The following is a 22,715-nucleotide window of genomic DNA, read 5'->3' on the forward strand; positions in this document are numbered from 1 at the left end:
CTTATTGTTCCAGTCGGTTACGCCAGGTGGTCAGGACGTCGCTACGGGTAATCAGGCCGATAAACCGATCGTTATCAGTAACGACCACGACATGTCCACGGTCGAAGATATCTTTAAGCGCGCTTTCCGGGGCGTGCTTATCCAGGGTTTCGACATGGCGGGTCATAGCCTCTCTGACCGGTAGCGCGAAACGCCGGCTGTCGCCCTGGACGTGGCTTATCAGATCCCATTCATCGACGATGCCAACCACGTGGCCGTTTTCCAGCACCGGCAACTGGGAGAAATCGTACAGGCGCATACGAGCAAGGACGGCAGCCAGCGTATCGTCGGGCGCGGCGGTGACGGTTGCGCCTTCATCATGACGCAGGGCGATAAAATCGCTAAGATCGCCGCGCGTCGGGCGGCTTAGCAGACCTTGCTGGCGCATCCAGTCGTCGTTGAACATTTTCGACAGGTACTTGTTACCGCTATCGCAGGCGAAGGTGACCACCCGCTTAGCGGTGGACTGCGACCGGCAGTAGCGCAGAGCTGCTGTCAGCAGGGTGCCCGTTGACGAGCCGGCGAGGATACCTTCCACTTGCAGCAGCTGCCGGGCGGTGGCGAACGCTTCACGATCGGTCACGCGCCACGCTTTGCGCACCTTCTCCAGATGGGCGAGCGGGGGAATAAAATCTTCGCCGATCCCCTCCACCAGCCAGGAGCCGGTTTCGCCGTATTGCCCGGTCTCTACCTGATCCGCCAGAATCGAGCCCGCAGGATCGGCAAGAATAAATTCGGTTTTCGGCGAGTGTTGCGCAAACCATGCCTGCAAACCGCCCAGGGTACCGCCTGAGCCGACACCAACCACCACGGCGTCAATGTCGCCATCGAGTTGCTCAAACAGCTCCGGCGCGGTAGTGGTGGCATGAGCCAACGGGTTGGCTTCATTATTGAACTGGTCAATATAAAACGCGCCCGGCGTTTCATCCGCCAGACGGCGGGCGTAGTCCTGATAATAGGCGGGATGACCTTTGTTGACGTCCGAGCGGGTTAACTGCACGGTGGCGCCCAGCGCACGCAGATGGAAAATTTTCTCGCGGCTCATTTTGTCCGGCACCACCAGGATCAGTTTGTAGCCTTTCTGCGCGGCAATCAGCGCCAGCCCCAGCCCGGTATTACCGGCGGTGGCTTCAATGATGGTGCCGCCGGGGCGCAGTTTTCCCTGGCGCTCGGCTTCATTAATCATCGACAACGCCACGCGATCCTTTATCGAACCGCCGGGGTTTTGGTTTTCCAGTTTCAGGAACAGGCTGCACGGGCCGGTATCCAGTTTATGCAGCTGTAACAGCGGGGTATGACCAATCAGGTCGCTTACAGAGTGAAAGAGTGACATAACCATTTATCCATTCGTATCGAGATAGCTGAATGGTAGAACTGTAAAAACGGCATTTTAAAGAACATAAATCTGCCGTTTAGCGCAAAATGGAATATAAGATGCTTTTTAGCCATCCAGAAGGAAAGCAGGTTATCCGCCCGGGCGTATCGATTGCTGGAATAGCGGTTTTTTGCCTTGTTTTTAAGCAAATTAGCCGCTGGCGTTGGCTGGTCTATGCATTTTCCGGCAAAGCATTACTGAAAATTATCGATAGCTTGACTCTCCAGGCATAGCGATTATAAATAAATTGACTCTGCCGATACGGCAAGGCTATGACCGTCACTGGATTACCACCTGGACCGATAAGGGAATACTGATGAAACTGTGGAATAAAACGCTGATTACCTCTGCATTGTGCCTGGCGTTGTTTGGCTGCGATGACTCATCGAAAGTCGACAATAAACTGGATCAGGCCAAAGATAACGCGGAACAAATTAAAGATGCGGCCGCCGATAAAGCGCGGGCCATTAAGCAAGAAGCGGATAAGCAGATCGACGACATCAAAACGCAGGCCAATAATGAAGCGGATAGCCTGAAAACTCAGGCCAGCAGTATTAAATCTGAAGCCGACAAGAAAGCTGACGCGATTGCCCAGGATGCGAAAAATAAAGCGGATGCGGTAAAACAGGATGCGCAGCAAAAAAGCGATGCGATCATGAAAGAGGCGGGAAAAATTAAAGATAACGCCATCGTTGAAGCCAACCAGCTTTCCGCCGATGCCGCCAATAAGACCAAAGAAATAAAAGAGAGTATCGCGCCGGAGCAAGCGCCAGCGCAGCAGGCGCCGGCCGGCCAACAGTAAATATTTGAGTGCTTACCGCGGCGGTATTGTCGCCGCCGCGATGCGTTTCTCAGGAAATAAACAGACTCAGTAATAACACCATCAACAGACCCACCACCGAGTTGATGAGCTCCAGTAAGCCCCAGGTCTTAAAGGTATCGCGCATCGAGATGCCAAACGTTTCCTTAAAGAGTAAAAAGCCGCCGTCATACATCAAAGTAATGGTATTGCTACCACAGGCCACCGCCAGGCACATCAGCGCTGGATTAAGATGAAATGCGGTAACCATTGGCGAAACAATCCCGGCTGAAGTAATTGCCGCAACGGCGCCCTGGCCGGTAAGAATACGAATAATAGCGGTAATCAGCCAGGCGATAATAAACGGCGACAGCGGGACGTGGCTCATCATCGTAACGATATGGTCGCCGACGCCGGAATCGATAATAACCTGTTTGAGAATGCCGCCGGCGCTGATGACGAACAGGACGTTGGCAATTCTGGCGACCGAGTCCGTGACGCAGTGGTTAACCTGAACGGCGTTCATACCGCGGCGGCAGCCGAGCAGCCAGATTGCGGCGCCGGTCGCCAACAGCATGCTAATTTCCGCGCTACCGAGGAACTGGAAGAATTTTGCCGCAGAAGAGGCCGCGCCAAACAGCGACTGAATCAGCGAAGACGCAATCATCAATATCGCGGGGATCAGCGGAATGGCAATGCTGACCGCAAACGACGGCAGCGCGTCGGCAGGTTTCTCCTCCTGCGGTTGAATCATGGCATTCAGCTTCATTTCGCGGATACCCGGAAGCCAGGCAGGTAACAGGATCCCCGCACAGAACAGCGCCGGGACTATCACGATAATGCCGTACAGATAAACCTGAACAATATCCGCCTGGAAGGCGCTGACTAATGCAACCGGCCCCGGTTGTGGCGGAAATAAACTATGTCCCATGGTGGCGCCGACGACCGTCGGAATAACCAGTTTCATCCACGGGATATTGGCTTTGCTGGCGATGTTAAGAACCAGCGGCATAGCAATCAAAAACGCCACTTCATAAAACATGGCAATGCCGAAGATGACGCCGATAAACATCAAGCCGACCGCCAGATAACGGGTGCCGCAACGTCTGATTACCGTATCGGCAATCTGCTGGCTGGCACCGGATTCGGTCATAAATTTGCCGATGATAGCGCCGAATATAATGATCAGCGCCAGGTGTCCCATTATTCCGCCCAGTCCTTGCTGAACCATCGAGACGATTTTATCGAGGGGCACACCTTCCATAACGGCGACGAACAGGCCGGCAATTAATAAGGCGAAAATATTGTGAACTTTGTATTTCAGATTCATGATGACCAGTAGCGCAATACCGACCACCACCCATAGCAGAGCCAGGGCTGGAGACATGGCATCCTCCCAATAGAGATTTTATTATTTTCAGTGCCGGAGAATTCCGGCACTTGGGTGACGAGCGGATCAGGCGTGCTGGTTTTCCAGCGCTTCCCATAATCCCAGTAAGTAAGTGGCGCCGAGCGCGCGATCGTATAAGCCGTATCCCGGACGGCCGGTTTCTCCCCAGATAAAACGGCCATGATCGGGACGAATATAGCCGTCGAAGCCGTTGTCGTGCAGCGCCTGCATCACCCGGTACATATCGAGCGAGCCATAGCGGGTAGGGTGCGCCGATTCGTAGAAATCTTTGTCTTTTATGATTTTAATATTTCTGACATGAGCGAAATGAATGCGCCCGCGCTGGCTGAATTCCGCGAGGATTTGATAAACGTTATTTTGCGGCTCCTCGGCAATAGAGCCGGTACATAAGGTAATACCGTTTGCCGGTGAATCCACCGCGCGACACAACCAGTCGAGATCGTCGCGGTTTTTAATAATGCGCGGTAGACCAAAAATAGAGTACGGCGGATCGTCAGGATGAATGGCCATTTTCACGCCGACCTCTTCGCAGACCGGAATAATTTTCTCCAGGAAATAGAGCAGATTTTCTCGCAGTTTGTCATCATCGACCGCTTTATAGCTGTCGAATAACGTCTGTACCTGCGCTAAACGTTCGGGCTCCCAGCCCGGCAGGGCATAGCCGTTGGCGTTGCTGAGCACTTCCGCGACGACCTGTTCCAGCGTTTTATCGATGCCGGCTTTTTCAAAAGCCATCGTTAGCGAACCGTCCGCCAGCCGGTAGTTCATGTCGGTTTTCATCCAGTCGAAAACCGGCATAAAGTTGTAGCAGATGACCTTAACGCCAAAGGCGGCGAGGTTACGGATCGTTTGCTGATAGTTGGCGATATAGCGATCGCGCTCCGGCAGCCCGATTTTAATCGCGTCGTGAATATTCACGCTTTCGATAACTTCCATCGTCAGACCGTTAGCGTGGGCCTGCTCGACTAACGCCTTAATTTTCTCCCGTGGCCAGACTTCGCCAACCGGTACGTCGTACAGCGCGCCGACCACACCTTCCACTCCAGGAACCTGACGGATCTGCTCAAGAGTGACTTTATCTTCGTCTGGCCCAAACCAGCGCATCGTCATTTGCATGAAAACTTTTCCTTACCGCGTTGTTTATAGTCTACTACCATACAAGTTGGGTTAAGGATAACGACAATGCGGAGAGGGGGACATGATCGAACTCACAAAACCATACATCGGATGAATTGCACACGCTGACGTAATGCTCATTACAAGATGCGTAAAATCGGGTAAAGGGGGCGGTTAACGTGACGGCATCAGGTAGAATTACTATGCTTAGAGACGAAGTCTCTTTTTTAAGTCGTTAATTTTGTTTGTATGGAGAGTGTATGGGTTTCTGGAGAATCGTATTTACTATCATCCTGCCGCCGCTGGGCGTACTGCTGGGTAAAGGCTTGGGCTGGGCATTCATTCTGAATATAATTCTGACCTTGCTGGGCTATATTCCTGGCCTTATTCACGCGTTCTGGGTACAAACCCGCGATTAATTCCTGTCAATAATTTAGCGGCGCATTCGCGCCGCTATCGTTCATAGCGTGAAGCTTCAGCGATTAGATTTTAGCGTGCCTTTCAGCCCATGCGGTTCTGAACGCAGGTATTGCGGCGGCACGCTAACCTGGGCCCCCAGAGCCGCCGCAGCCTGCCACGGCCAGTGTGGGTTGTAGAGCGCCGCGCGGGCGATGGCAATCAGATCGGCGTCGCCGTTTTGCAGTGCATCTTCAGCCTGCTGCGGTTCGGTAATTAACCCTACGCCAATGACCGGAACGTTGATCTGCTGGCGGATTTCATGGGCGAACGGTAACTGATAGCCAGGACCGACCTGAATCGCCTGCTGCGGCGACAACCCGCCGCTGGAGACGTGAATATAGTCGCAACCCAGCGCTTCAAGCTGCTGGCTAAAGACGATGGATTGCGCCGTATCCCAACCGCCATCCACCCAGTCTGTCGCCGAAAGCCGTACGCCGACGGCGATATTTTCGCTGACCGCCTCCCGTATTGCCTGGAAAACCTCCAGCGGGAAACGTAAGCGGTTTTCCAGCGAACCGCCGTATTCATCTGTTCGCTGGTTGCTCAGCGGCGAGAGGAATTGGTGCAACAGGTAGCCGTGGGCGGCATGCAGCTCTATCAGTTCAATTCCCAGGCGTTCAGCGCGACGCGCGCTATCAACAAAGGCTTGTTTAAGCCGCGCCAGATCGTCATGGCTCAGCGCTTTCGGTGCCCGGTCGCCGTCATGAAATGCCAGCGCGGATGGAGCGACGGTTTGCCAGCCGCCGTTATCCAGCGCCAACTGACCGCCGCCAAGCCAGGGGGCAGCGACGGAGGCTTTGCGCCCGGCATGCCCCAGCTGGATACCGATGCGGGTTGTTGAATAGGCGCGAACATCTTCCAGTACCCGGTACAGGGCGGCTTCGGTTTCATCATCCCACAGGCCGACATCCGCCGGGGAGATGCGACCCGCGGGCTCAACGGCGCTGGCTTCAATAATCACCAAACCGGCGCCGGAAAAAGCCAGCTGTCCAAGATGAATGCGGTGCCAGGCGGTTGCCTTGCCGTTTTCGGCGGAGTACTGACACATCGGGGCGATGACAATCCGGTTTTCCAGCGCCAGTTTACCAATTCGCGCAGGGCTAAATAGTTGACTCATATGTACCTCGTAAGCGTTGTGCTACCTGATAACCTGTAGTTGTAACATGCCTGGATGGCGGTCTCTTTTCCGTTGTTGCGCTTAAGACGCGGTTAGTCGTTATTCGCATGCTGATGGATCACCACTCTTCATGACTGAACCACAGCTTGCGCCGGCGGCCGCTGGCCTGCTGTGAAACCGATCTCGCCATCGCGGCGCCGATTTCCGCGCTGGCGACGAGGCCCTGAACGAAAGGGCGGTCATGCATCAACCACGGCAGCGCGCCGAAGGCAATGCGGCCGCGAGCGCACGCCGGCGCCTGCAGGGTGTAATCATCACCGATATCCGGGATCTCATCACCGCAGGCGAGAAGTTGCTGGCGCAGCGTCGGGAAAGGGATGTCTTTACTCTTCAGCGCCTTTTGGCCTCTGGCGTCAATAAAGACGTCAAATTCGCTGCGTTGGTTGTGATGGTGAATGACCGTCCGTTGTGGTTGAACTTCCAGTTGATAATCGGCCCCGAGCGGCAAAATACTAATCACCCCGGCCTCACGCAGCGCCAGCAGGCGGCGAATCGATTCCGATGGAATGGCCGCGTAATTATCGATAAATACCCGGGCGAGCCCTGTTTTAAAGCGTTCGCGGTCGCGTTCGTTAAGATGCGGCGTAATCATCTCAATCACTTCATGCAATCGCAGAATGGTATACCGCCACGGCACGGTATGCTGTTGCTGTTTGTTGCGTTCCACTTCCTGCAAATTGGCTTGCGCCCAGGCAAAGGGATCGTGTCGTTTTCTGTCGATAAACCAGGCGTCGCTGAACGTATCCGCGGTGAGCTGGCGTAAGCCTATCTGCTTACACCAGTGCGGCGCGGCGAGTTCCAGCTCCCTGACGATAAGCTGGAATACGCGATCCAGCAATCCCTCACTACCCTCAGCGATGGCCGTTTCCAGCCTCTGATGGGTGACAATTTCCAGCGGTTCATAGGGGATGGGACAGTAGAAATCGGCCTCGGGCAGGATGCCGTTTCGTGACATCAGGGTGATATGGAGTTTATGACTCGCGTCATTAAGCCGAAAATGGACGCTCTCATCGGCGTCAGTCGTAAAATGGCCATGTTGAATGACGACGGCGACGGCAGCATCAATGCCGCTGAGTGAAGTCCCCATGATACCGACCCGGCAGGGGGCTATCTGCGCCTGCATCAAACCGCTCCAGGGGCTGGGATAATATTCGCGGGAAGAATCATCGTCCTGCGGCCAGAGATGACCGGTGGCGATAACGGCAAAATCCGCACGTTCCGCTGTGGGCACGTGATTAATCCACAGTTTGACGCCATCCTGTTCCGCCTGGAGATCGGTAACCTCGCAGGATTCGCGCACGCTAACTTTGAAACCCGCTAACCTGGCTTTCTCCAACAGCGCCAGGAACCGATCGCGATAATAGTCGCCGAGGATCACGCGCGGTAAAAATTGCCGCTCATGTAAGGCCTCACGCTCAATGCCATACCGGGTGAGCCAGTCTTCGCTCTGATTTTGTAGCCACGTCAGATAGGTAATGTAGATGGGGGGGATTTCGATACTGGCGATATTCGCCAGCATTTGCGCTGAGTTATGCTCATCGTTATAAGGCATGCCGACGCCAGCCTCTTCACCCTGCTCGTAGAGCACTATCTCCAGCGGCTCACCCCGTTCAACCAGGGAATGAAAAGTATAGATCCCGGTCGGCCCAACGCCGACAATCGCCACTTTCTTCATCGTTATCCTTCCTTTGGTGTGGTTCCCGAACTGAAAGATAAGTGTGGTAGAGAAAATGACGAAAGGTGGAGTTATTTAGGCAACGCGAGGAAAAGTGTGCGTTCCTGGGTGGTGGAGGCTTTGAATCCGTGGTGTAAATAGAATCGCTTCGCGCTATCGGTCAGGGCATGGACCATCAGGGCACGAACGCCAACATTTTCGGCAACGCGATAACTGCGTAAGAGCGCATCATGGAGTAAATCAGCTCCCAGCCCCTGTCCGTGATACGCGCAGTCGATCGCCAGGCGGGCGAGAATGATGACCGGGATAGGATCGGGCATATTGCGCCGCAGGCCGCCAGTGGCTTCCGTGTGATTAACGCTGCCGGTTGCTAACGAATAAAACCCCACCACCTGATGGCTCTCTTCCTTGCAGACCACAAAGGTTCTCGCGGCGCCCTGAGCCTGGTTTTTCAATCCTCGCTGTTTCAGCCATTGATCGAGAACCGTTTCTCCACAACAAAATTCCGCGATCTGATGGTGTGAAGATAGCGGTGCAGGCGCGCTTATTTTTCCCATTGCGGTTTTCTCGCCAGCAATTTATCGAGAGCGGGGTTAGCTTCAACCGGCGCATCCAGCATGTCGATAAATTCGGCGTATTGCTCATCGCTTAAGTTAAACACCCGGCGGTCGAGAATTACGTTTTCTGCCGCCTGGCAGGCCATCTCAAGAATAAAGTCGGTCCGTGATTTGTGCAGAATTTCGGCAGCCGCATCAATCAGCGCCCGCTGGGACTCCTTCGCCCGGATGTTGAGTTGGATATCTGATTTCATCTTCTTTTCCCGTATAGCAATTGGTATACAGCTCATTGTAGAACAGGTGTATAGCAAATGCTATACATTCTGTCTGCACGGTCTATCAGGAGACATATACTTAATTTGAAACAAATTAGCATGCTAATTAACTTGCAGCCATACGATTATTGGGTGTATTTAACATATGGGTAACTTAAGAAACTTTACATTTACATATGCAGTTGGCCCTGCATGTTCTTTCGGCTAGCTGCTACATCTCCAGGCCGCTGTGCCAGGATAGGGATAACACGATGTTAGGCTGGACTTCACTACAGCGCAATGCCGCCATTGCCAGCTTCTTAAGCTGGACACTTGATGCCTTCGATTTTTTCCTCCTCGTCTTCTTACTGAGTGACATTGCCCAGACGTTTCATGTTGGGCTGGAAAAGGTCACGCTGGCGATACTACTGACGCTTGCCGTACGGCCTATCGGCGCGCTCATTTTTGGCCGGCTCGCCGAAAAATATGGCCGTAAGCCGATCCTGATGTTGAATATCATCTTCTTTTCGATTTTCGAGCTGCTGTCTGCTGCGGCGCCGTCATTAACGATTTTTCTGGTCTTAAGAGTGCTGTATGGCGTGGCGATGGGCGGTATTTGGGGCGTGGCGTCGTCGCTGTCAATGGAAACCATTCCGGATCGTTCCCGAGGTCTGATGTCCGGAATTTTCCAGGCCGGTTATCCGTTTGGCTATCTGATTGCCGCCGTCGCTTATGGGCTGCTATTTGAATTACTCGGCTGGCGCGGGATGTTTGTCATCGGCGCTGCGCCTATTTTACTGCTGCCGTTTATCTGGTTCTGCGTGCAGGAGTCACCGGTATGGCTGGCGTCACGAGAGAGAAAGGAAAGCACGGCGCTGCTGCCGGTACTGAAAACGCACTGGAAACTATGCTGCTATCTGGTGGTACTGATGGCGGCGTTCAACTTCTTCTCCCACGGTACCCAGGACCTGTATCCGGTATTTTTAAAAGTGCAGCACGGCTTTGATCCGAAAACGATCAGTATTATCGCGGTCACTTACAATATTGCGTCGATCATCGGCGGGGTGCTGTTCGGTTCGCTTTCCGAGAAGATTGGCCGAAAAAAGGCCATTATAACCGCCTCGCTGCTGGCACTACCGGTTATCCCGCTGTGGGCATTCGCTAGCGGTTCGCTGATGCTGGGAATCGGGGCATTCCTGATGCAGTTTATGGTTCAGGGCGCCTGGGGCGTAGTGCCGACCTATCTGAATGAACTGGTTCCAGCGAATACCCGTGCGGTGCTGCCGGGCTTTGTGTATCAACTGGGTAATCTTATCGCTTCGGTTAATGCGACGTTACAGGCCACGATCGCGGAACATCATGGTCAAAACTATGGGCTGGCGATGGCAATCGTCGCCGGTACGGTGGCGATCATTATCGCGATCCTGACCTTCTTTGGTCATGAAAGCCGGGCGAAGAAGATAAGCGGGGCGGTTGAGCAAAACGCCATGCAGCATGTGAGTCGGTAACCCGTTATGACGATGCGGGTAGCAATAGTCTACCCGCGTTGGATTAGCCCTGGTTAAGCTCGCCTTCGATAGATTGCAACCCGGCAATCGCGCAGGCTTCGTCAAAATTTCCCCCCGGCGCGCCGCCGACGCCAACCGCGCCAATGACCTGGTTGCCCATCTTAACCGGCACTCCGCCAGCTAATAGCAGAAAACCGGGTATATCTCGCAGGTTCGCGGCTCCGGCGTTGGACTGAGAACCTTTCATGACATTGCTGGTGGCGTTTTTAGTGGTTAGCGCGGTGAATGCTTTCATTCGGCTGGCTTCGACGGTGTGCGGGCCGGCATTATCCATTCTCTTCATTAATAGCGGTGTACCGGAACGGTCGACCAGCGTGACGGCAACGTTATAGCCGTCTTTGGCGCAGGCCTGTAGCGTACTTTGCGCGATTTTATCCGCGAGCTCCACTGACAAATTTTTCTGGCTGAGAACGCCCGTTGCGGCGCTGGCGGTCGTGACCAGGCTGCCCAGCAGGATGGCGCTAAGAAGGATACGTTTCATGGTGATGCTCCGTCGTATTGAGTGGCGATAGGCCAATACTAGGAGGGAAGGAGCATGGCGACTATTGCCGCGAATACTGAACGTACCAGGTATTTTTACTTAGAACCACTGGCGACATCAGCGTAAATCTTCAACAATTTGGGCAGCGAGTTAACTTCAAGTTTGCTAAAAATATTGGCGCGATGCGCTTCGACGGTACGCGGCGATAGCGAGCATAAACGGGCGATTTCTTTACTGGAGTAGCCCTGAAGCAGCTGCTGGAGCATTTCATGCTCACGGGCGGTAAGGGTGGCGAGTTTTTCCTGCAGCGGCAGTAATATTTGTTGTCGTTCAAGATGCGCTTTTTGCTGCGCCATCGCTTCGCCGACCACTTCGAATAACAGGTCGGCATCAATGGGTTTGGTTAAAAATTCAAAGGCGCCATTTTTGAAGGCGCGACGACATAAATCAATATTACCGTGCCCGGTCATAATAATAACCGGCAAGGTTAGACCTAGCTGGCGCCACTCATCGAGCAGCGTCAGCCCGGTTTTCCCCGGCATGCGGATATCCAGCAGCATACAGCCGGTTAATTCGGCTAGATTCCCTGCCTGATGTTGAAAAGCGTGTGCGCTATCAAACGCCTGCGTCTGCCAGCCAACGGTTGAGAGCAGCAGACTTAATGAATCGCGTATTGCCGCATCGTCATCAATTAACCAGATGTACTGCTCCATTACTTCTCCTCATTGCGCAGCGGAAACCATAACCGGAAGCAAGCGCCTTGTCCGGTGATATTGCTCGCTTCTATCTTGCCATTAAGACGCTGAACAAGGGTATCCGCAAGGGCCATGCCGAGTCCCACACCATCAGTACGGGTGGTATAAAACGGTATAAAAACCTGCTCCAGCGCTTCAGATGATAACCCTGGTCCGCCATCAGTAAGAGTTAAAGCGATACCGTTATTTACCCGCACGGCTTGCAGATGAATCCACGCACTACCTGGAACATTTATGCTTTGTGCCTGAATGGCATTGCTAACGATATTATGCAGTATTTGCTCTACCCACAGCGGCGGCGCAGGAAGCGCGGGTAGGTCCGACGGAAAATGGCTGGAGATACGAACTTTACCGGCGCGGATCTCATTATCCAGTAATTCGCACACGCGTAGCCACAGCGACGGTAGGTCAACCGGCTGATATTCGGCGCGCTTGCTGGTTAGCTTGAGACGAAACTGGCTGAGCAGGGCGTCAATGCGTTTTATCTGCAACACTGAGGCCTCAAGCAGTTCGGGGATCTTTACGGGATCGTTTTTTTTAATCAGGCGCACTGCCGCCTGGTTATAGCTCATAATGGCGGTTAAAGGTTGATTAAGCTCATGCACGATACCAGCGGCCAGCTCGCCCATGGTGTTAAGGCGAGTCAGTTCGCCATAGCGGGTGCGTAGATCGGCGATATCCCGTCGGCGTTTATTGGTTCGATACTGATTAACAAGATAGATAATCACCGCCCAGAACAGTGCCGGTGAAAGTATCAGCCACCACGGCAGTTGATGCCATTGCGGGTTATCACCTGCGCTAATGAACAGCGGTTGTGTTGGGCTGGCAACAGTTTTCTCCCAGCGCCACCAGGTGTTGGCAGATGCGGTACCGTCCTCAAACAACGTGGTACCGTCCCAACGAATGGCAAGATGTTTGAATGTCTTTTTCTCATTGAGACTGTTAAGTAGGGTGTTCAAATCAATCAGCAGGGAGATGCCCGGAAGATTCAGCCAGTAGCGTGCGGGGCTTTGCGCGACGATGGGGCGTCGTGGCTCCAGGGAATCATAGCGCCGCCATTGCACAATCTGCGGCAGGATCTGCTGGACTTCGGCGGCGTTTTGACCGGACGGAAGCAGGGGGATGATGGCATCGTGCTGCGACACTTTTACTGTGATTTCGCGATACAGGATGCGGAAGTCGGCGGAGCGCGCGTCATATTGCTGTTGAAGAAACCAGGCGCCAAGCCCCGTTGCGCTTAGCAGTGTGAGGATGAGCCAGTAGAGGATTTTTATCATACTGTATTCTGTACATGTTGTTTTAATTGCCAGCGCCAAATTCGATTATGCAAATAAAATGCTGAGGTTTTTACAAACATAGCACTGTTAACGAGTTTGATGCTGCCAGCGCTAAATAATACACCAACCAAAGCGCCTATAAGCAAGCCGGCATGCCCGCCACATATGAATACCAAAGTGAATGCGTAAATAAGATTTCCCGCGGCTAGCGCGGCGGTCAGGAAAATCAGACTTAGATAGAACTTAAGCGCAGCCAGAAAACCTCGAGAGAACAGCGTCATCGACGGGAAGATCAGCAGACAGTAGAGTAAACCTGTGGGGATGATACCAGCAAAAACAGCATGCGCGGGCCAGGAAAACCATTGAAAGATGGCCCCCCAAAGCGTTAGCTGCGGCATAGCGAAACTTACCACGCTTAACAACGCGCTTGAGATAAAAGGCACACCTGCGGTATGCAAACCGACAGACGTTCCCATACGCTCCATCAAGTCCATTTTCGCGGACTCTAGCTGCTTAAGATCCCGCTCCTTTATTCTTTGCTCAACGATGGTACCCAGTTTGAGACTGTCATTAATATATTTCATTACGCCGTGCATTAGCGCCCTAATGGTTTATATGATACGCATAGTACAACTTAGATGTAGGCTTTAACAATTTTATTGTGCGGCGATAAAAAATGAAAACGTCGCCTGCCAGCGATTAAGTGTGACGCTGGCAGGCGTGAAGATGATAGTGCAAGGTTGTGAGCTAGTCTGGTGAATTATTTACTCAACAGTTCTTCATATTGCGCCTGGAATTGCGGGGCGTTCATTGCCCCATCAAAGAGGCTATAGGTGATATAACCTTTATTAAGCCAGCCGGAATCGGTATCGTTCTCTACTGTCTTTAACGATTCCGGATTGATGGTTTGTTTAGCGCGTCCATCAGGCAAAATATCATAACCAATCTGTGGGGTAGGGAACATCTCATTTTCAACATAGCGCACACCTTTAATTTTTGATTTTGGCAGCGGCGGATAGTTAATGCTTAAGCCCGACCCTTTAGGCAATAAAGGTGTTCCAGAAACCTGTTTATGATTCAGCGTTTCAACAACATCAACCACATAATCCACCGCATCAGGCCAATATTTATGTGTACTTGGCCATTTATTCTTCATTTCATCTTCGGTAAAGATATACCCAATGCTGGCCGCAATCGCCGGGAAACCATAACGTACAGCCCTGGCTGCCGCACTTACCGTCCCTGAATTGACCTGAGCCATTCCTGTATTCGGGCCATCGTTGACGCCAGAAATAACCAGGTCCGGCGGATTATTAATGAGTAATCCCCGTAAGCCAAAATCAACCGCATCGGCGGGTGTTCCCGGGAAGCAGTAGCGTTTATCAGCAGCCTTCTTTACATCAAAGATTTTACCCGTTTTGAAGGTAATGGCTGAACCGATGCCGCTCTGATTGGTGGCTGGAGCAACCATCCACACCTCAAAACCTTTTTGCGTGAGTTTTTCCTGAAGCGAAATACTGCCCGTGGATTCGCAACCATCGTCGTTGACAATCAAAATTTTTAGCGGTGCGGCGCTTGCGGTAAAAGCGAATGCAGAGATCAGCGCAGCGGCAATACATGACTTGTTCATCGTAACTCCTGTTATTCATGAGGGTAACTAAAATGCAAAAAAAAACCTAAGGCCGCTCCTGCAACGAGTACAGAAACGGCCTTAGGTTTTGCCTGAAACAGTAACAATCCCAAGAGAGTTTAAAATACGTACTGCAGATATTAACGTCCAGATGGGAATACGGTTGATATGAGGAGGATCACAATTACATAAATCATCGCTATAGATTAGGTGCAATTCAAAAACATTAGTGATAGGGTCGACAGTAGCTGGATTGTTACTGTTTCAACAGGCAAAACCTACGTTTTCTTCTCCACCTCAATACCAGGGGGCTGAAGAGTACGTAGGTTTTTTTTTGGGCTATGAAAAAGGATTCTTTAAAATGAAAAAATTATTTCTGGGTGTCTTAATGGCAGTTACTGCCATTACCAGTCCACTGCTGATGGCGAACACGAATGATAAAAATGACCAGCAGGAGGTCATCAATATTTATTTTGCGCGCCATGGTAAAACGCTGCTTAATTCGTTTGATCGCGTGCAAGGTTGGATTGATTCCCCATTGACGAAGGATGGGGTGCAGGTTGCTCAATATTTAGGTGAGGGACTCAAAGGGATAAAATTTGATCGTTTTTATTCCAGTGATGCGGGGCGGCAGCGCGAAACCATGGCAGTGATTCTTAAACAGGCTGGCGTAACGGATTATCATTTAACAGAAATGACAGGTCTGCGAGAGGCGTTTTTTGGTGGTTTTGAAGGCGGTTATAATGTCGATATGGCCAATGCAGGCGCACACACGCTAGGAATGACGGACAGCAAAGCGCTTTTTAAAGCGATGAAAGCAGGCACGCTCTCGGTAAAGGAAAGCCAGAACGCGCTGGCCAAATCCGATCCTAAACAGCTAGCGGAAAACTATGAGCAAGTAAAAGTACGGACACAAGCTGCGCTGGCAACTATTGTAGAAAATGCTCAAAAAGAGGGTGATAAAAATATTCTGGCCATTTCTTCAGGCACGGCGATTCAGATAATGATTTCCGATCTGACGGACGACCCGGCCAAAAATCTGCCATTGTCGAATGCTGCAGTGGTGAAAATCACGTATCACGATGGTAAATACAGCGTGCCAGAAATTGGCACCATGAAATACGTTGAAGCAGGCAAAAAATCACTAAATCACAAATAATCTTACAGTTTAGTTTTCCGCCATAAATAAGCTATGGCGGATCTTTTCTCAGGAAATAAAAATGTATAAGAACATAACTTCCGCGTTAATAGCGTGCGGGCTGGTTACGCCTGTATGGGCCGCTACAGACACTATTTTTGATGATCCTTTTTTTACTGACTCACAGCTCACTGTCTCTGCAAAGAATTACTGGAAATATCTTAAGGAGGAAAATGCCAATCCTAAACATGTACACAACGCCTGGGGGCAGGGATTTTCAGCAGAATACCAGTCTGGTTATTTTGCAGATATTATCGGCTTCGATGTGTCGTATTATAGTGCGATAAAGTTGGGTGCCAGCGACTATTTCAACTCCCGCGGCGTGCTTTATAATAATGGTACAGGTAACAAAAAAAGCAACGCCGAAGGATATTCCAAGTTCGGCCAACGTAACGTGAAGCTTAACTACACGCTTTCTGGGGCTCAGTTAAACGCGCGCTGGGGATGGCAGATGCTGAAAAATTATGGCGTTATTTCAACGTCAAACCGGCTTTCTCCAACAACGTATTCCGGCGTAAGCAGTGCTGTAAGCTACGGCCCATTTACCATAAGAGGGGCGTGGCTTGAAAATTCCATGGACAGAAACTCACCAGATAAAAAGCGATTCCAGACCAATACCGGTGAATATATTAGCCATCTGGCAAGCGGAGAAATTCTTTGGAGAGGGAAAAATTTCGATGCACAGTATGCTTATGGTGAGAGTAAAAACTACCTGCAACGGCACCTGCTGTTTACGCAGTTTCGGGCGGATTCGCAACTAACGATTGGAACGCAAGTCTACGGCACCCACGCGATGGAAAGTTACCGCGCAATGCCTGCGAGCAAACGGGATTTTGACAATAACGCCTGGCATTTTGCGCTGGACGCGACCTGGAAAGGTGAACGCTGGAATAGCAAAATGGGCATTGGCTACACCAATGCTAAAAAAGCAGGTGAAGTCGGGTTTTATCCACGCCACATGAGTAAAAATTCCCGGGGAACGTTTATTTCTATGGCCTACGCTGGCGATGATTACATGCGGGATGGGGAACTGGTGCTGGCGAACATCACCGAATATCGATTAACGCCAGAATTAGCCGTTGGCCTGGCGGGAAACATCGGGCAATTTAACTATAAAGGAAATCATGTCCGTACCGGAGAAATCAACGCCTTTAGCCGTTGGGTTCCAACGCAGTCCATGTTTAAAAACTTCACTTTTTGGGCGATGTTCGGGCCGGGATGGTCATATAAGACGCAAGGTAAAACGCCAGTCCTTACGGACGGTCATTATACACGTACAAACACGCTGTCGTCGGAAGTGATCATGGAATATCGATTTAAGGTGTTCTGATCGAGATGACATGCCGCTCGAAAGCGATGGCGAACGATGAGCGGTTAAGCCGCCATGTTGATAACGATGTTTTAAGCGCGGGCAGCAAAAGTTGTTGTCCGCGATTAATCTGACAACTGGAGATTACCGTTGGCCAGTAGCCATGGGAAAAAGCGACATGTCAGAGTGAGGATATCATGAGTCTGGAAGTCAGCGTAGGCCAGCAATAACCAAAGCAAATACACACGGCAACGCCGTTATCAGACACAATCCACATTGGTGCGCATAATGTATATTATGTTAAATCATGTTGATTGTTAAGTTGGATGACTCCCTAATAGCCCGCTCAGTCTATGCCGTGCGGACTATTTTCCTCTTCTAATATAAAATCACGCCGTTAAACATGATTGTCTCCACCGTCCGTTCCCCTAAATATCATGCGATAGAACGAGACCATTACTTGTTGCCCTTTATAAACGCTCCGGGCGTAAATCCATTAGAGGCAGCCAACTGTGCAAACCAAAGAGCGTTGCGCTTTATCTGTCGCTCCCCGCTTTCCAGATCCAGTCGCCAGAAACCGTAACGGCGTTTAAAGCTATTTATCCACGACCAGTTATCAATAAATGTCCACTGGTGTACGCCAAAGCAGTTCGCCCCCTCGCTGATGGCGCGATGGAGCTGTTCGAGGTGTTCTTCCATTAATTCGATACGGAAAGTGTCATCAATAACCCCATCAGCCAGAACAGGACCTTCTGACTGGATATCCATGGCGATACCGATTTCAGCCAGATACCACTTCATATTGTCGTAATTATCGCGGATGTTGCTGGCTATATCGTAAATCGCCTGCGGAAAAATCTCGTTATTATCGCGATACGGATTGAAGCGCCCTTCGGGATCGCTGTAGTTCTCGAAGTAATACTCTGGCGTGAAGTAATCAAGTTCATAGGGACATTCGCGCGCTTTAACCCGACGTGGAACATAGTAGTTAACCCCCAGGAAATCTACCCGCGAACTCGTTATCAGATCGACATCCGCTTTTTTTATTTCTGGCAAGCAATCATGGGTTGCGAGGACTTCACATAACTCCTTCGGGAATTCATGCTTAACCAGCGGTTCAAGGAAACTGCGATTAAAGAACAGGTCGGCATACCACGCTGCTTTTTTATCCTCGTCGCTATTGTTTCGGGTATACGAGGGAGTCAGATTAAGCACCACGCCTATTTCGCCCGGTAGCTCAAGTTTCCGGTACAGGTGCACCGCTTTTGCATGCGCCAGCATAATGTTAAATGCAACCTGCGCCGCCAGCTTGCCATCTTTTTTGCAAGGATAATGGAAATCATAAAGATAGCCGCCTTCGACAGGTACTATCGGCTCATTAAAGGTGATCCAGTATTTGACCTTATGACCAAATAGCTCAAATGCAGTGCGGGCAAACCTTGCGAAAAGATCCGTCACATGGGGTGATTCAAAACCGCCATACTGCTTTTGCAATATTTCCGGCATGTCGAAATGATAAAGATTAATCATTGGTTCAATGCCGCTGGCGATCATCTCATCGAAGTAGTTGTTGTAAAACCGGACAGCTTCTGCGTTTGGGGTACCGGTTTCAAAATCATCAATCAGCCGTGACCACTGAATGGAAGTACGAAACGAGTTAAATCCCGTTTGCTTCATTAGCGCAACGTCCTCTTTATACTTGCTGTAGGTTTCACATACTTTCTGCGGACCAATCTGCTGGAAAAAGCGGTTGGGTTGTTCTGCATACCAGCTATCCCAGATAGAACGGTGCGGCTTATTCGCGAAGCCTTCTGTCTGCGGGCCTGATGCTGCAGCCCCCCAAAAAAAACCTTCCGGAAATTGATACCGATTCATAATGCCTCCTGAATGTTAAAAAGCTGCCCCAAAAGGGCAGCCAAATAATTACTCTGCAGTAACTTCAATTGATTTGATGAACATATATCCCCAGTCGCCGGTAAACTTTCCAAAACTGATGGTATTACCCCCCTCTTTGAGCGAAACAGGAACGACTATGGTCTTGCCCTTCTCATCCGTTTGCGGAAATTCAATTCTGACTGGCGTTCCGTCGTTCACGATGAACGAGTTTTTCTTGCTTCCCCATTTGCCGTTAAATTTCACGTGTAGGGTAAATTTACCGTCCCAGGGAGCGCTAACCTGCCAGCTCACGCTGTCTCCGTCATGCGCGAAAGGCCCGAGGAAACCGTCTTCTCCGATGGCTAACGTATCTTTTTCACTTTTAATGGAGTTAAGTGTTCCCTTGCTAACATCCATAGTCCCGCTGCCAAAGCTGCAATAATCTGCCGGTACAGGCCTCACAGCGGGCTTCACGCTGACATTTATCGTTTTGCTGCTTTCCAGCAACCCGTCATCAGCAGTAAAGGTCAACGCATAGTCGCCCGGCGCGGAGAACCAGACTCGGGTTTCCTCTTTACTGCTGTTACAGAAGTGAACGTTATTCTTACCGTCATGGCTCCACGCTACGCTGACTTTCGGGCCAGGTAGATTGTCATCCTGCCAGGCAGCATTGAGTTGAACGCCTCTATCGACAGTGGTAGAAAGCATGTCCTGCAGGGTAATAACCGGTGGAAGGTTTTTCTGCATATGTTTCAGGCGAATCACGTTTGAAGGTGCTGACTGACCACTTTCATTCTTAGCGATTACCCGATAGTAGTAAGTCTGGCCGAGCGTCAGGCTGCGATAATTATCGCGGAAAAGACTCATTTTCGATGGATCCCATTCATTTTTGCCGTCGGAAATGTCCTTTCCGACGCGTGTCCATGGGCCCTGTGGCTGCACAGCTCTTTCCACGTCGTAATAACGACCAACGGGTGACCCCATCCAGTTAATGGCAAAGGGGGAATCGCTCTCGCGTAACCTCGGTGCTTCTGGTACCGGCAAATCTGGCACCTTGCTCAGACCAGCCATTTGTGCGGCGGCAGTCCGTACCAGGTTGACAACCTCCATCTCCTGATTCGCTTTCCCCTCATCCGGGAAGCCAGGCAGATGGTAGCTATAGTGTCCGGTATACTCTTTGTGCCAGTAAAAACCGCCATCATGCCGATGACCGCGAAAACCCCAGATAAAGCCGCCCGCGGCCTGCACGCCATTGACCTCAGTATGCACAATAGACTGCATGATAGCGTTAAGGTCTTTTTGGTCGAGGAGACCAAATTCGCCAACCAGATAGACTTTTTTGCCACCAATCGCCTCCAGATCTTTACGAACCTGCCCGGGGTGGTTGTTATTGGCATTGGTGTAATAGTGATTGCTGATGATGTCGACGTTCGGATCGCTGAGCGCGAAATCATTCACCTTTTTATAAGTCCCATCTACGACAAGCTGATGGGGTGCCCATTTACGGATCCAGGCAGATGTCTGATGAAGAAAATCGGCGTTAGTGTCCTCCAGCTCATTACCCGTTTCCCACGCCATAATCGCCTTTTCATCGTAGTAGTGGCGTCCCGTAATGGTGTTCGTCCGGGTTATAACCTGACGAATCACGTCAAGATAAGCCTGGAAGGTTTTACTGTTCGTCCGATAAAAATCCTCAGGTTTTTCATGATAAAATGAGGCAAGCTGTTCTCTCCCACCCCACCACCACCAGTGATCGATAAACGGTAGAATCAGGCGAAGCCCCTGCTTATCTGCTTCAGCAATCATGTTGTCATAAACTTTCATTGCCGCTTCATTCAGCCGCGGCATGCCGTCAGGCGTTTCCGGCGACAGGATATGCGTTTCACGTCCGCAGGCCGCGTCGTTTTCCTGCTGAACGGATAGCACATACACGCGCTGTGCTTTAGCACCCGTTTGCACCAGGGCTTTAATCCAGTTTTCTTGCTCTTCAGCAGTAGGCCATTTGAAATATTGCCCCCACCCGCGCGGATCCGCTTTGCAGGTTCCTCTCGCGTCATCCTCTATACGATGCAGCTCCGGGGCATGGATCCCGGCAAAGCGAAAGAGCCGATCGCCGTCTTTTAACGCAGCACCATCACGAGTAATAAAATGTTCAAAATGGGATTGTTCCGCCGCCAGCACCCCCGCGCTTCCCAGCGCGGACAGTAAGGAGACGAGCAGAAGTTTTCGAATCGGGAAAGCCATCTCTTATCTCCTCAGAACCAGACTTCAGCCTGTACACCAAAATTCAGCGTATCGGTATCCCCGCTGCGAGAGTATCCCCCCGGGCTAAGGGTACCGGTGCTCCAGTCGTAATTTCTGTCTATCGCATCCGAGACGCCTTTATCCCATTTGGCATACGTGGCAAAGAAGCGCAGCTGTGGACGGCTCCAGAATCCAGAATCGAAGGTGAGCGTTGGCGCAATGGTCACCTTGGTCAGGCCCCCCTTTCCTTTGCCGTTTACCCCCATGTAGTTTTTATCATCCAGATATTCGTAACCCACTTCATATTGCATGGCGAAATTCTTCGTTATCTGATGATACGGCCGGATACCCGCCACCCACATGGAGCGTCCCCAGCCGTCATCATCGCTGGTCCACCAGCGGTAGTTTTTATCTTTCTGATAAAATGCAAAGGTCGATACGTCCACTTCGCCCAGACTGGCCATGCCATCCAGAATCACGCGCCAGGACTGGGTGTCTTCCAGGTTTGCCCAACCCCAGCCGTTTTTACCCAGCGAGTCAGCGGCAGCGAGCCCTTTGCCGTACTGGAAAACAATGCGGGAATAGCCACCTGTCAGCCCATAAAAACTGTCGACGTTATACAGCGCCGTCACGCCATAACCTTTTTCAGCAGAAGTGGGATGGTTTTCGTTGCGGTTCATATGGTGGCCAATAAGCTCAACATCCAGCCCGGTGCCGCCGATTTTTTTAAACCAGAGGTTAAGCGAGTAATCGTCAGGGTATCCCTGATCCCCCAGAGCCACGGGATAGGCTTTGGCTTCATCCGTTGTTGAAAACGCATAAACGCCGGCGTCAAAGCGCGCGAAGCCTAAATCCAGGTTATCAAACCCGCCCCCGGTTCCGTTGTACTGAATATACTCCCAGTCGAACTGGTGACTGGAAAGATTGGAGCTGCTGTAACGTTTACCCGCCCAGAAAGTCATATCCGGCGCAAAATCGAGATTTGATAACTCAGCAAAACCTTCGCGGAACTGGGTTTCTTTACCGTCATCGTCGGTACAGTTCCAGTCTGCGGTACATTTTGTTTGATGCGTCAGGTTGGCCTGAACACGAGCAACTGCGCCAGTATCCGATTTCAGCGTTACTGTCGGGATAAGCTCAATCTTGGTATCTTCTTCGTTACCCAGACGCCATTTCCCGTCGGGCATCAGTCCCACTGAATCCACCCGGTTTCCGTCACTGTTGGCGAGGATCCCTGAGCGCAAATAGCCGTGGAGTGCAAAATCATATTTCTCATCTGCGCTGGCATAGCTGCTGATGACAGTGAGGGTAATCAAGGACAGAGGTATTGATTTAAATAACGTTTGCATAGGTTCCCTTTGAATTTTTATTTTCACGGTTAAACGTGCAGGGGAAATGTAAGGATCTAAAATGGAAATGTACATCCATTAACGGAAAGCGCTTTCCGTGTTTGCCGGATTGAATCACAAATTTGAGATCTTTGAGAATATTTTTGTGATGAATATCACTAATTAAG

The 22,715-nt window shown here is 51.1% G+C and carries 21 protein-coding genes; 6 read left to right on the forward strand and 15 right to left on the reverse strand.

The features are described from left to right. Position 1 precedes the first annotated feature (1 nt). On the reverse strand, positions 2–1,378 hold the full coding sequence (locus EAE_RS19115; protein ID WP_020078891.1) for a pyridoxal-phosphate dependent enzyme: 1,377 nt from the start codon (positions 1,376–1,378) through the stop codon (positions 2–4). A 95-nt stretch (positions 1,379–1,473) separates the two neighbouring features. Here EAE_RS19115 and EAE_RS25040 point away from each other — a divergent pair, with 95 nt between their 5' ends. Next, entirely contained in the window at positions 1,474–1,647 is a 174-nt protein-coding gene (locus EAE_RS25040; protein ID WP_015705359.1) for a hypothetical protein, read from the forward strand. Between the two features lie 83 nt (positions 1,648–1,730). Then, positions 1,731–2,216, forward strand: a complete 486-nt coding sequence (locus EAE_RS19120) for a lipoprotein (RefSeq protein WP_015366666.1) — start codon at positions 1,731–1,733, stop codon at positions 2,214–2,216. A 49-nt stretch (positions 2,217–2,265) separates the two neighbouring features. Here the strand turns inward: EAE_RS19120 and EAE_RS19125 are convergent, their stop codons facing one another. Together EAE_RS19125 and uxuA are read right to left on the reverse strand one after the other, a co-directional pair. Then, positions 2,266–3,600: a gluconate:H+ symporter gene (locus EAE_RS19125; RefSeq protein ID WP_015705360.1), complete on the reverse strand. Its 1,335-nt coding sequence runs from the start codon at positions 3,598–3,600 to the stop codon at positions 2,266–2,268. Between the two features lie 69 nt (positions 3,601–3,669). Next, entirely contained in the window at positions 3,670–4,740 is a 1,071-nt protein-coding gene (gene uxuA / locus EAE_RS19130) for a mannonate dehydratase (RefSeq protein WP_015705361.1), read from the reverse strand. Between the two features lie 260 nt (positions 4,741–5,000). On the opposite strand from uxuA, the gene EAE_RS19135 reads away from it, so the two are divergent. Continuing rightward, on the forward strand, positions 5,001–5,159 hold the full coding sequence (locus EAE_RS19135) for a YqaE/Pmp3 family membrane protein (protein WP_015705362.1): 159 nt from the start codon (positions 5,001–5,003) through the stop codon (positions 5,157–5,159). 56 nt (positions 5,160–5,215) lie between these two features. Here the strand turns inward: EAE_RS19135 and EAE_RS19140 are convergent, their stop codons facing one another. From EAE_RS19140 to EAE_RS19155, 4 genes are all read right to left on the reverse strand, one after another. Further along, positions 5,216–6,316 carry an NADH:flavin oxidoreductase/NADH oxidase gene (locus EAE_RS19140; RefSeq protein WP_015705363.1) on the reverse strand — a complete coding sequence of 367 codons (1,101 nt, stop codon included), beginning with the start codon at positions 6,314–6,316 and terminating at the stop codon, positions 5,216–5,218. Positions 6,317–6,434: 118 nt separating this feature from the next. Beyond that, complete coding sequence (locus tag EAE_RS19145) at positions 6,435–8,051, reverse strand: FAD-NAD(P)-binding protein (protein WP_015705364.1); 1,617 nt, start codon at positions 8,049–8,051, stop codon at positions 6,435–6,437. Positions 8,052–8,122: 71 nt separating this feature from the next. Beyond that, positions 8,123–8,608, reverse strand: a complete 486-nt coding sequence (locus EAE_RS19150) for a GNAT family N-acetyltransferase (RefSeq protein WP_015705365.1) — start codon at positions 8,606–8,608, stop codon at positions 8,123–8,125. Beyond that, a complete protein-coding gene (locus tag EAE_RS19155; RefSeq protein WP_015705366.1) occupies positions 8,596–8,862 on the reverse strand; it encodes a type II toxin-antitoxin system TacA family antitoxin in 267 nt (88 codons plus the stop codon). The genes EAE_RS19150 and EAE_RS19155 overlap by 13 nt, the downstream gene beginning before the upstream one ends. A gap of 272 nt (positions 8,863–9,134) precedes the next feature. On the opposite strand from EAE_RS19155, the gene EAE_RS19160 reads away from it, so the two are divergent. Beyond that, positions 9,135–10,370, forward strand: coding sequence for an MFS transporter (locus tag EAE_RS19160; protein ID WP_015705367.1), 1,236 nt, complete (start codon positions 9,135–9,137; stop codon positions 10,368–10,370). A 43-nt stretch (positions 10,371–10,413) separates the two neighbouring features. On the opposite strand, the gene EAE_RS19165 is transcribed toward EAE_RS19160, so the two are convergent. The 5 genes from EAE_RS19165 to surE all read right to left on the reverse strand — a co-directional run bounded on the left by EAE_RS19165 (position 10,414) and on the right by surE (position 14,573). After that, a complete protein-coding gene (locus EAE_RS19165; RefSeq protein ID WP_015705368.1) occupies positions 10,414–10,911 on the reverse strand; it encodes a GlcG/HbpS family heme-binding protein in 498 nt (165 codons plus the stop codon). Between the two features lie 95 nt (positions 10,912–11,006). Continuing rightward, the gene (locus EAE_RS19170; protein WP_015705369.1) at positions 11,007–11,624 is read right to left on the reverse strand and encodes a response regulator transcription factor; all 618 of its coding nucleotides are present in this window, start codon (positions 11,622–11,624) and stop codon (positions 11,007–11,009) included. After that, positions 11,624–12,943 (reverse strand): sensor histidine kinase, encoded by a 1,320-nt coding sequence (locus tag EAE_RS19175; RefSeq protein ID WP_015705370.1) that lies wholly within the window; start codon positions 12,941–12,943, stop codon positions 11,624–11,626. The genes EAE_RS19170 and EAE_RS19175 overlap by 1 nt, the downstream gene beginning before the upstream one ends. Then, positions 12,940–13,527 (reverse strand): hypothetical protein, encoded by a 588-nt coding sequence (locus EAE_RS19180; RefSeq protein WP_015705371.1) that lies wholly within the window; start codon positions 13,525–13,527, stop codon positions 12,940–12,942. The genes EAE_RS19175 and EAE_RS19180 overlap by 4 nt, the downstream gene beginning before the upstream one ends. A gap of 176 nt (positions 13,528–13,703) precedes the next feature. Further along, positions 13,704–14,573: a 5'/3'-nucleotidase SurE gene (surE, locus tag EAE_RS19185; protein ID WP_015705372.1), complete on the reverse strand. Its 870-nt coding sequence runs from the start codon at positions 14,571–14,573 to the stop codon at positions 13,704–13,706. Positions 14,574–14,934: 361 nt separating this feature from the next. Here surE and EAE_RS19190 point away from each other — a divergent pair, with 361 nt between their 5' ends. Both EAE_RS19190 and EAE_RS19195 read left to right on the forward strand, forming a co-directional pair. Further along, the gene (locus EAE_RS19190) at positions 14,935–15,732 is read left to right on the forward strand and encodes a histidine phosphatase family protein (RefSeq protein WP_015705373.1); all 798 of its coding nucleotides are present in this window, start codon (positions 14,935–14,937) and stop codon (positions 15,730–15,732) included. A gap of 61 nt (positions 15,733–15,793) precedes the next feature. Beyond that, positions 15,794–17,101 (forward strand): OprD family outer membrane porin, encoded by a 1,308-nt coding sequence (locus EAE_RS19195; protein ID WP_015705374.1) that lies wholly within the window; start codon positions 15,794–15,796, stop codon positions 17,099–17,101. Positions 17,102–17,536: 435 nt separating this feature from the next. Here EAE_RS19195 and EAE_RS19200 read toward each other — a convergent pair whose 3' ends face one another. Genes EAE_RS19200 through EAE_RS19210 form a run of 3 tightly spaced genes read right to left on the reverse strand, consistent with a single transcriptional unit; the run spans position 17,537 to position 22,548 of the window. Then, entirely contained in the window at positions 17,537–18,955 is a 1,419-nt protein-coding gene (locus tag EAE_RS19200; RefSeq protein WP_015705375.1) for a glycoside hydrolase family 1 protein, read from the reverse strand. 48 nt (positions 18,956–19,003) lie between these two features. Next, positions 19,004–21,199 (reverse strand): CBM35 domain-containing protein, encoded by a 2,196-nt coding sequence (locus EAE_RS19205; protein WP_015705376.1) that lies wholly within the window; start codon positions 21,197–21,199, stop codon positions 19,004–19,006. Between the two features lie 11 nt (positions 21,200–21,210). Beyond that, positions 21,211–22,548, reverse strand: coding sequence for a maltoporin (locus EAE_RS19210; protein WP_015705377.1), 1,338 nt, complete (start codon positions 22,546–22,548; stop codon positions 21,211–21,213). Positions 22,549–22,715: the final 167 nt, after the last annotated feature.

This window comes from Klebsiella aerogenes KCTC 2190 (assembly GCF_000215745.1).
GTDB classification, from domain to species: Bacteria; Pseudomonadota; Gammaproteobacteria; order Enterobacterales; family Enterobacteriaceae; genus Klebsiella; species Klebsiella aerogenes.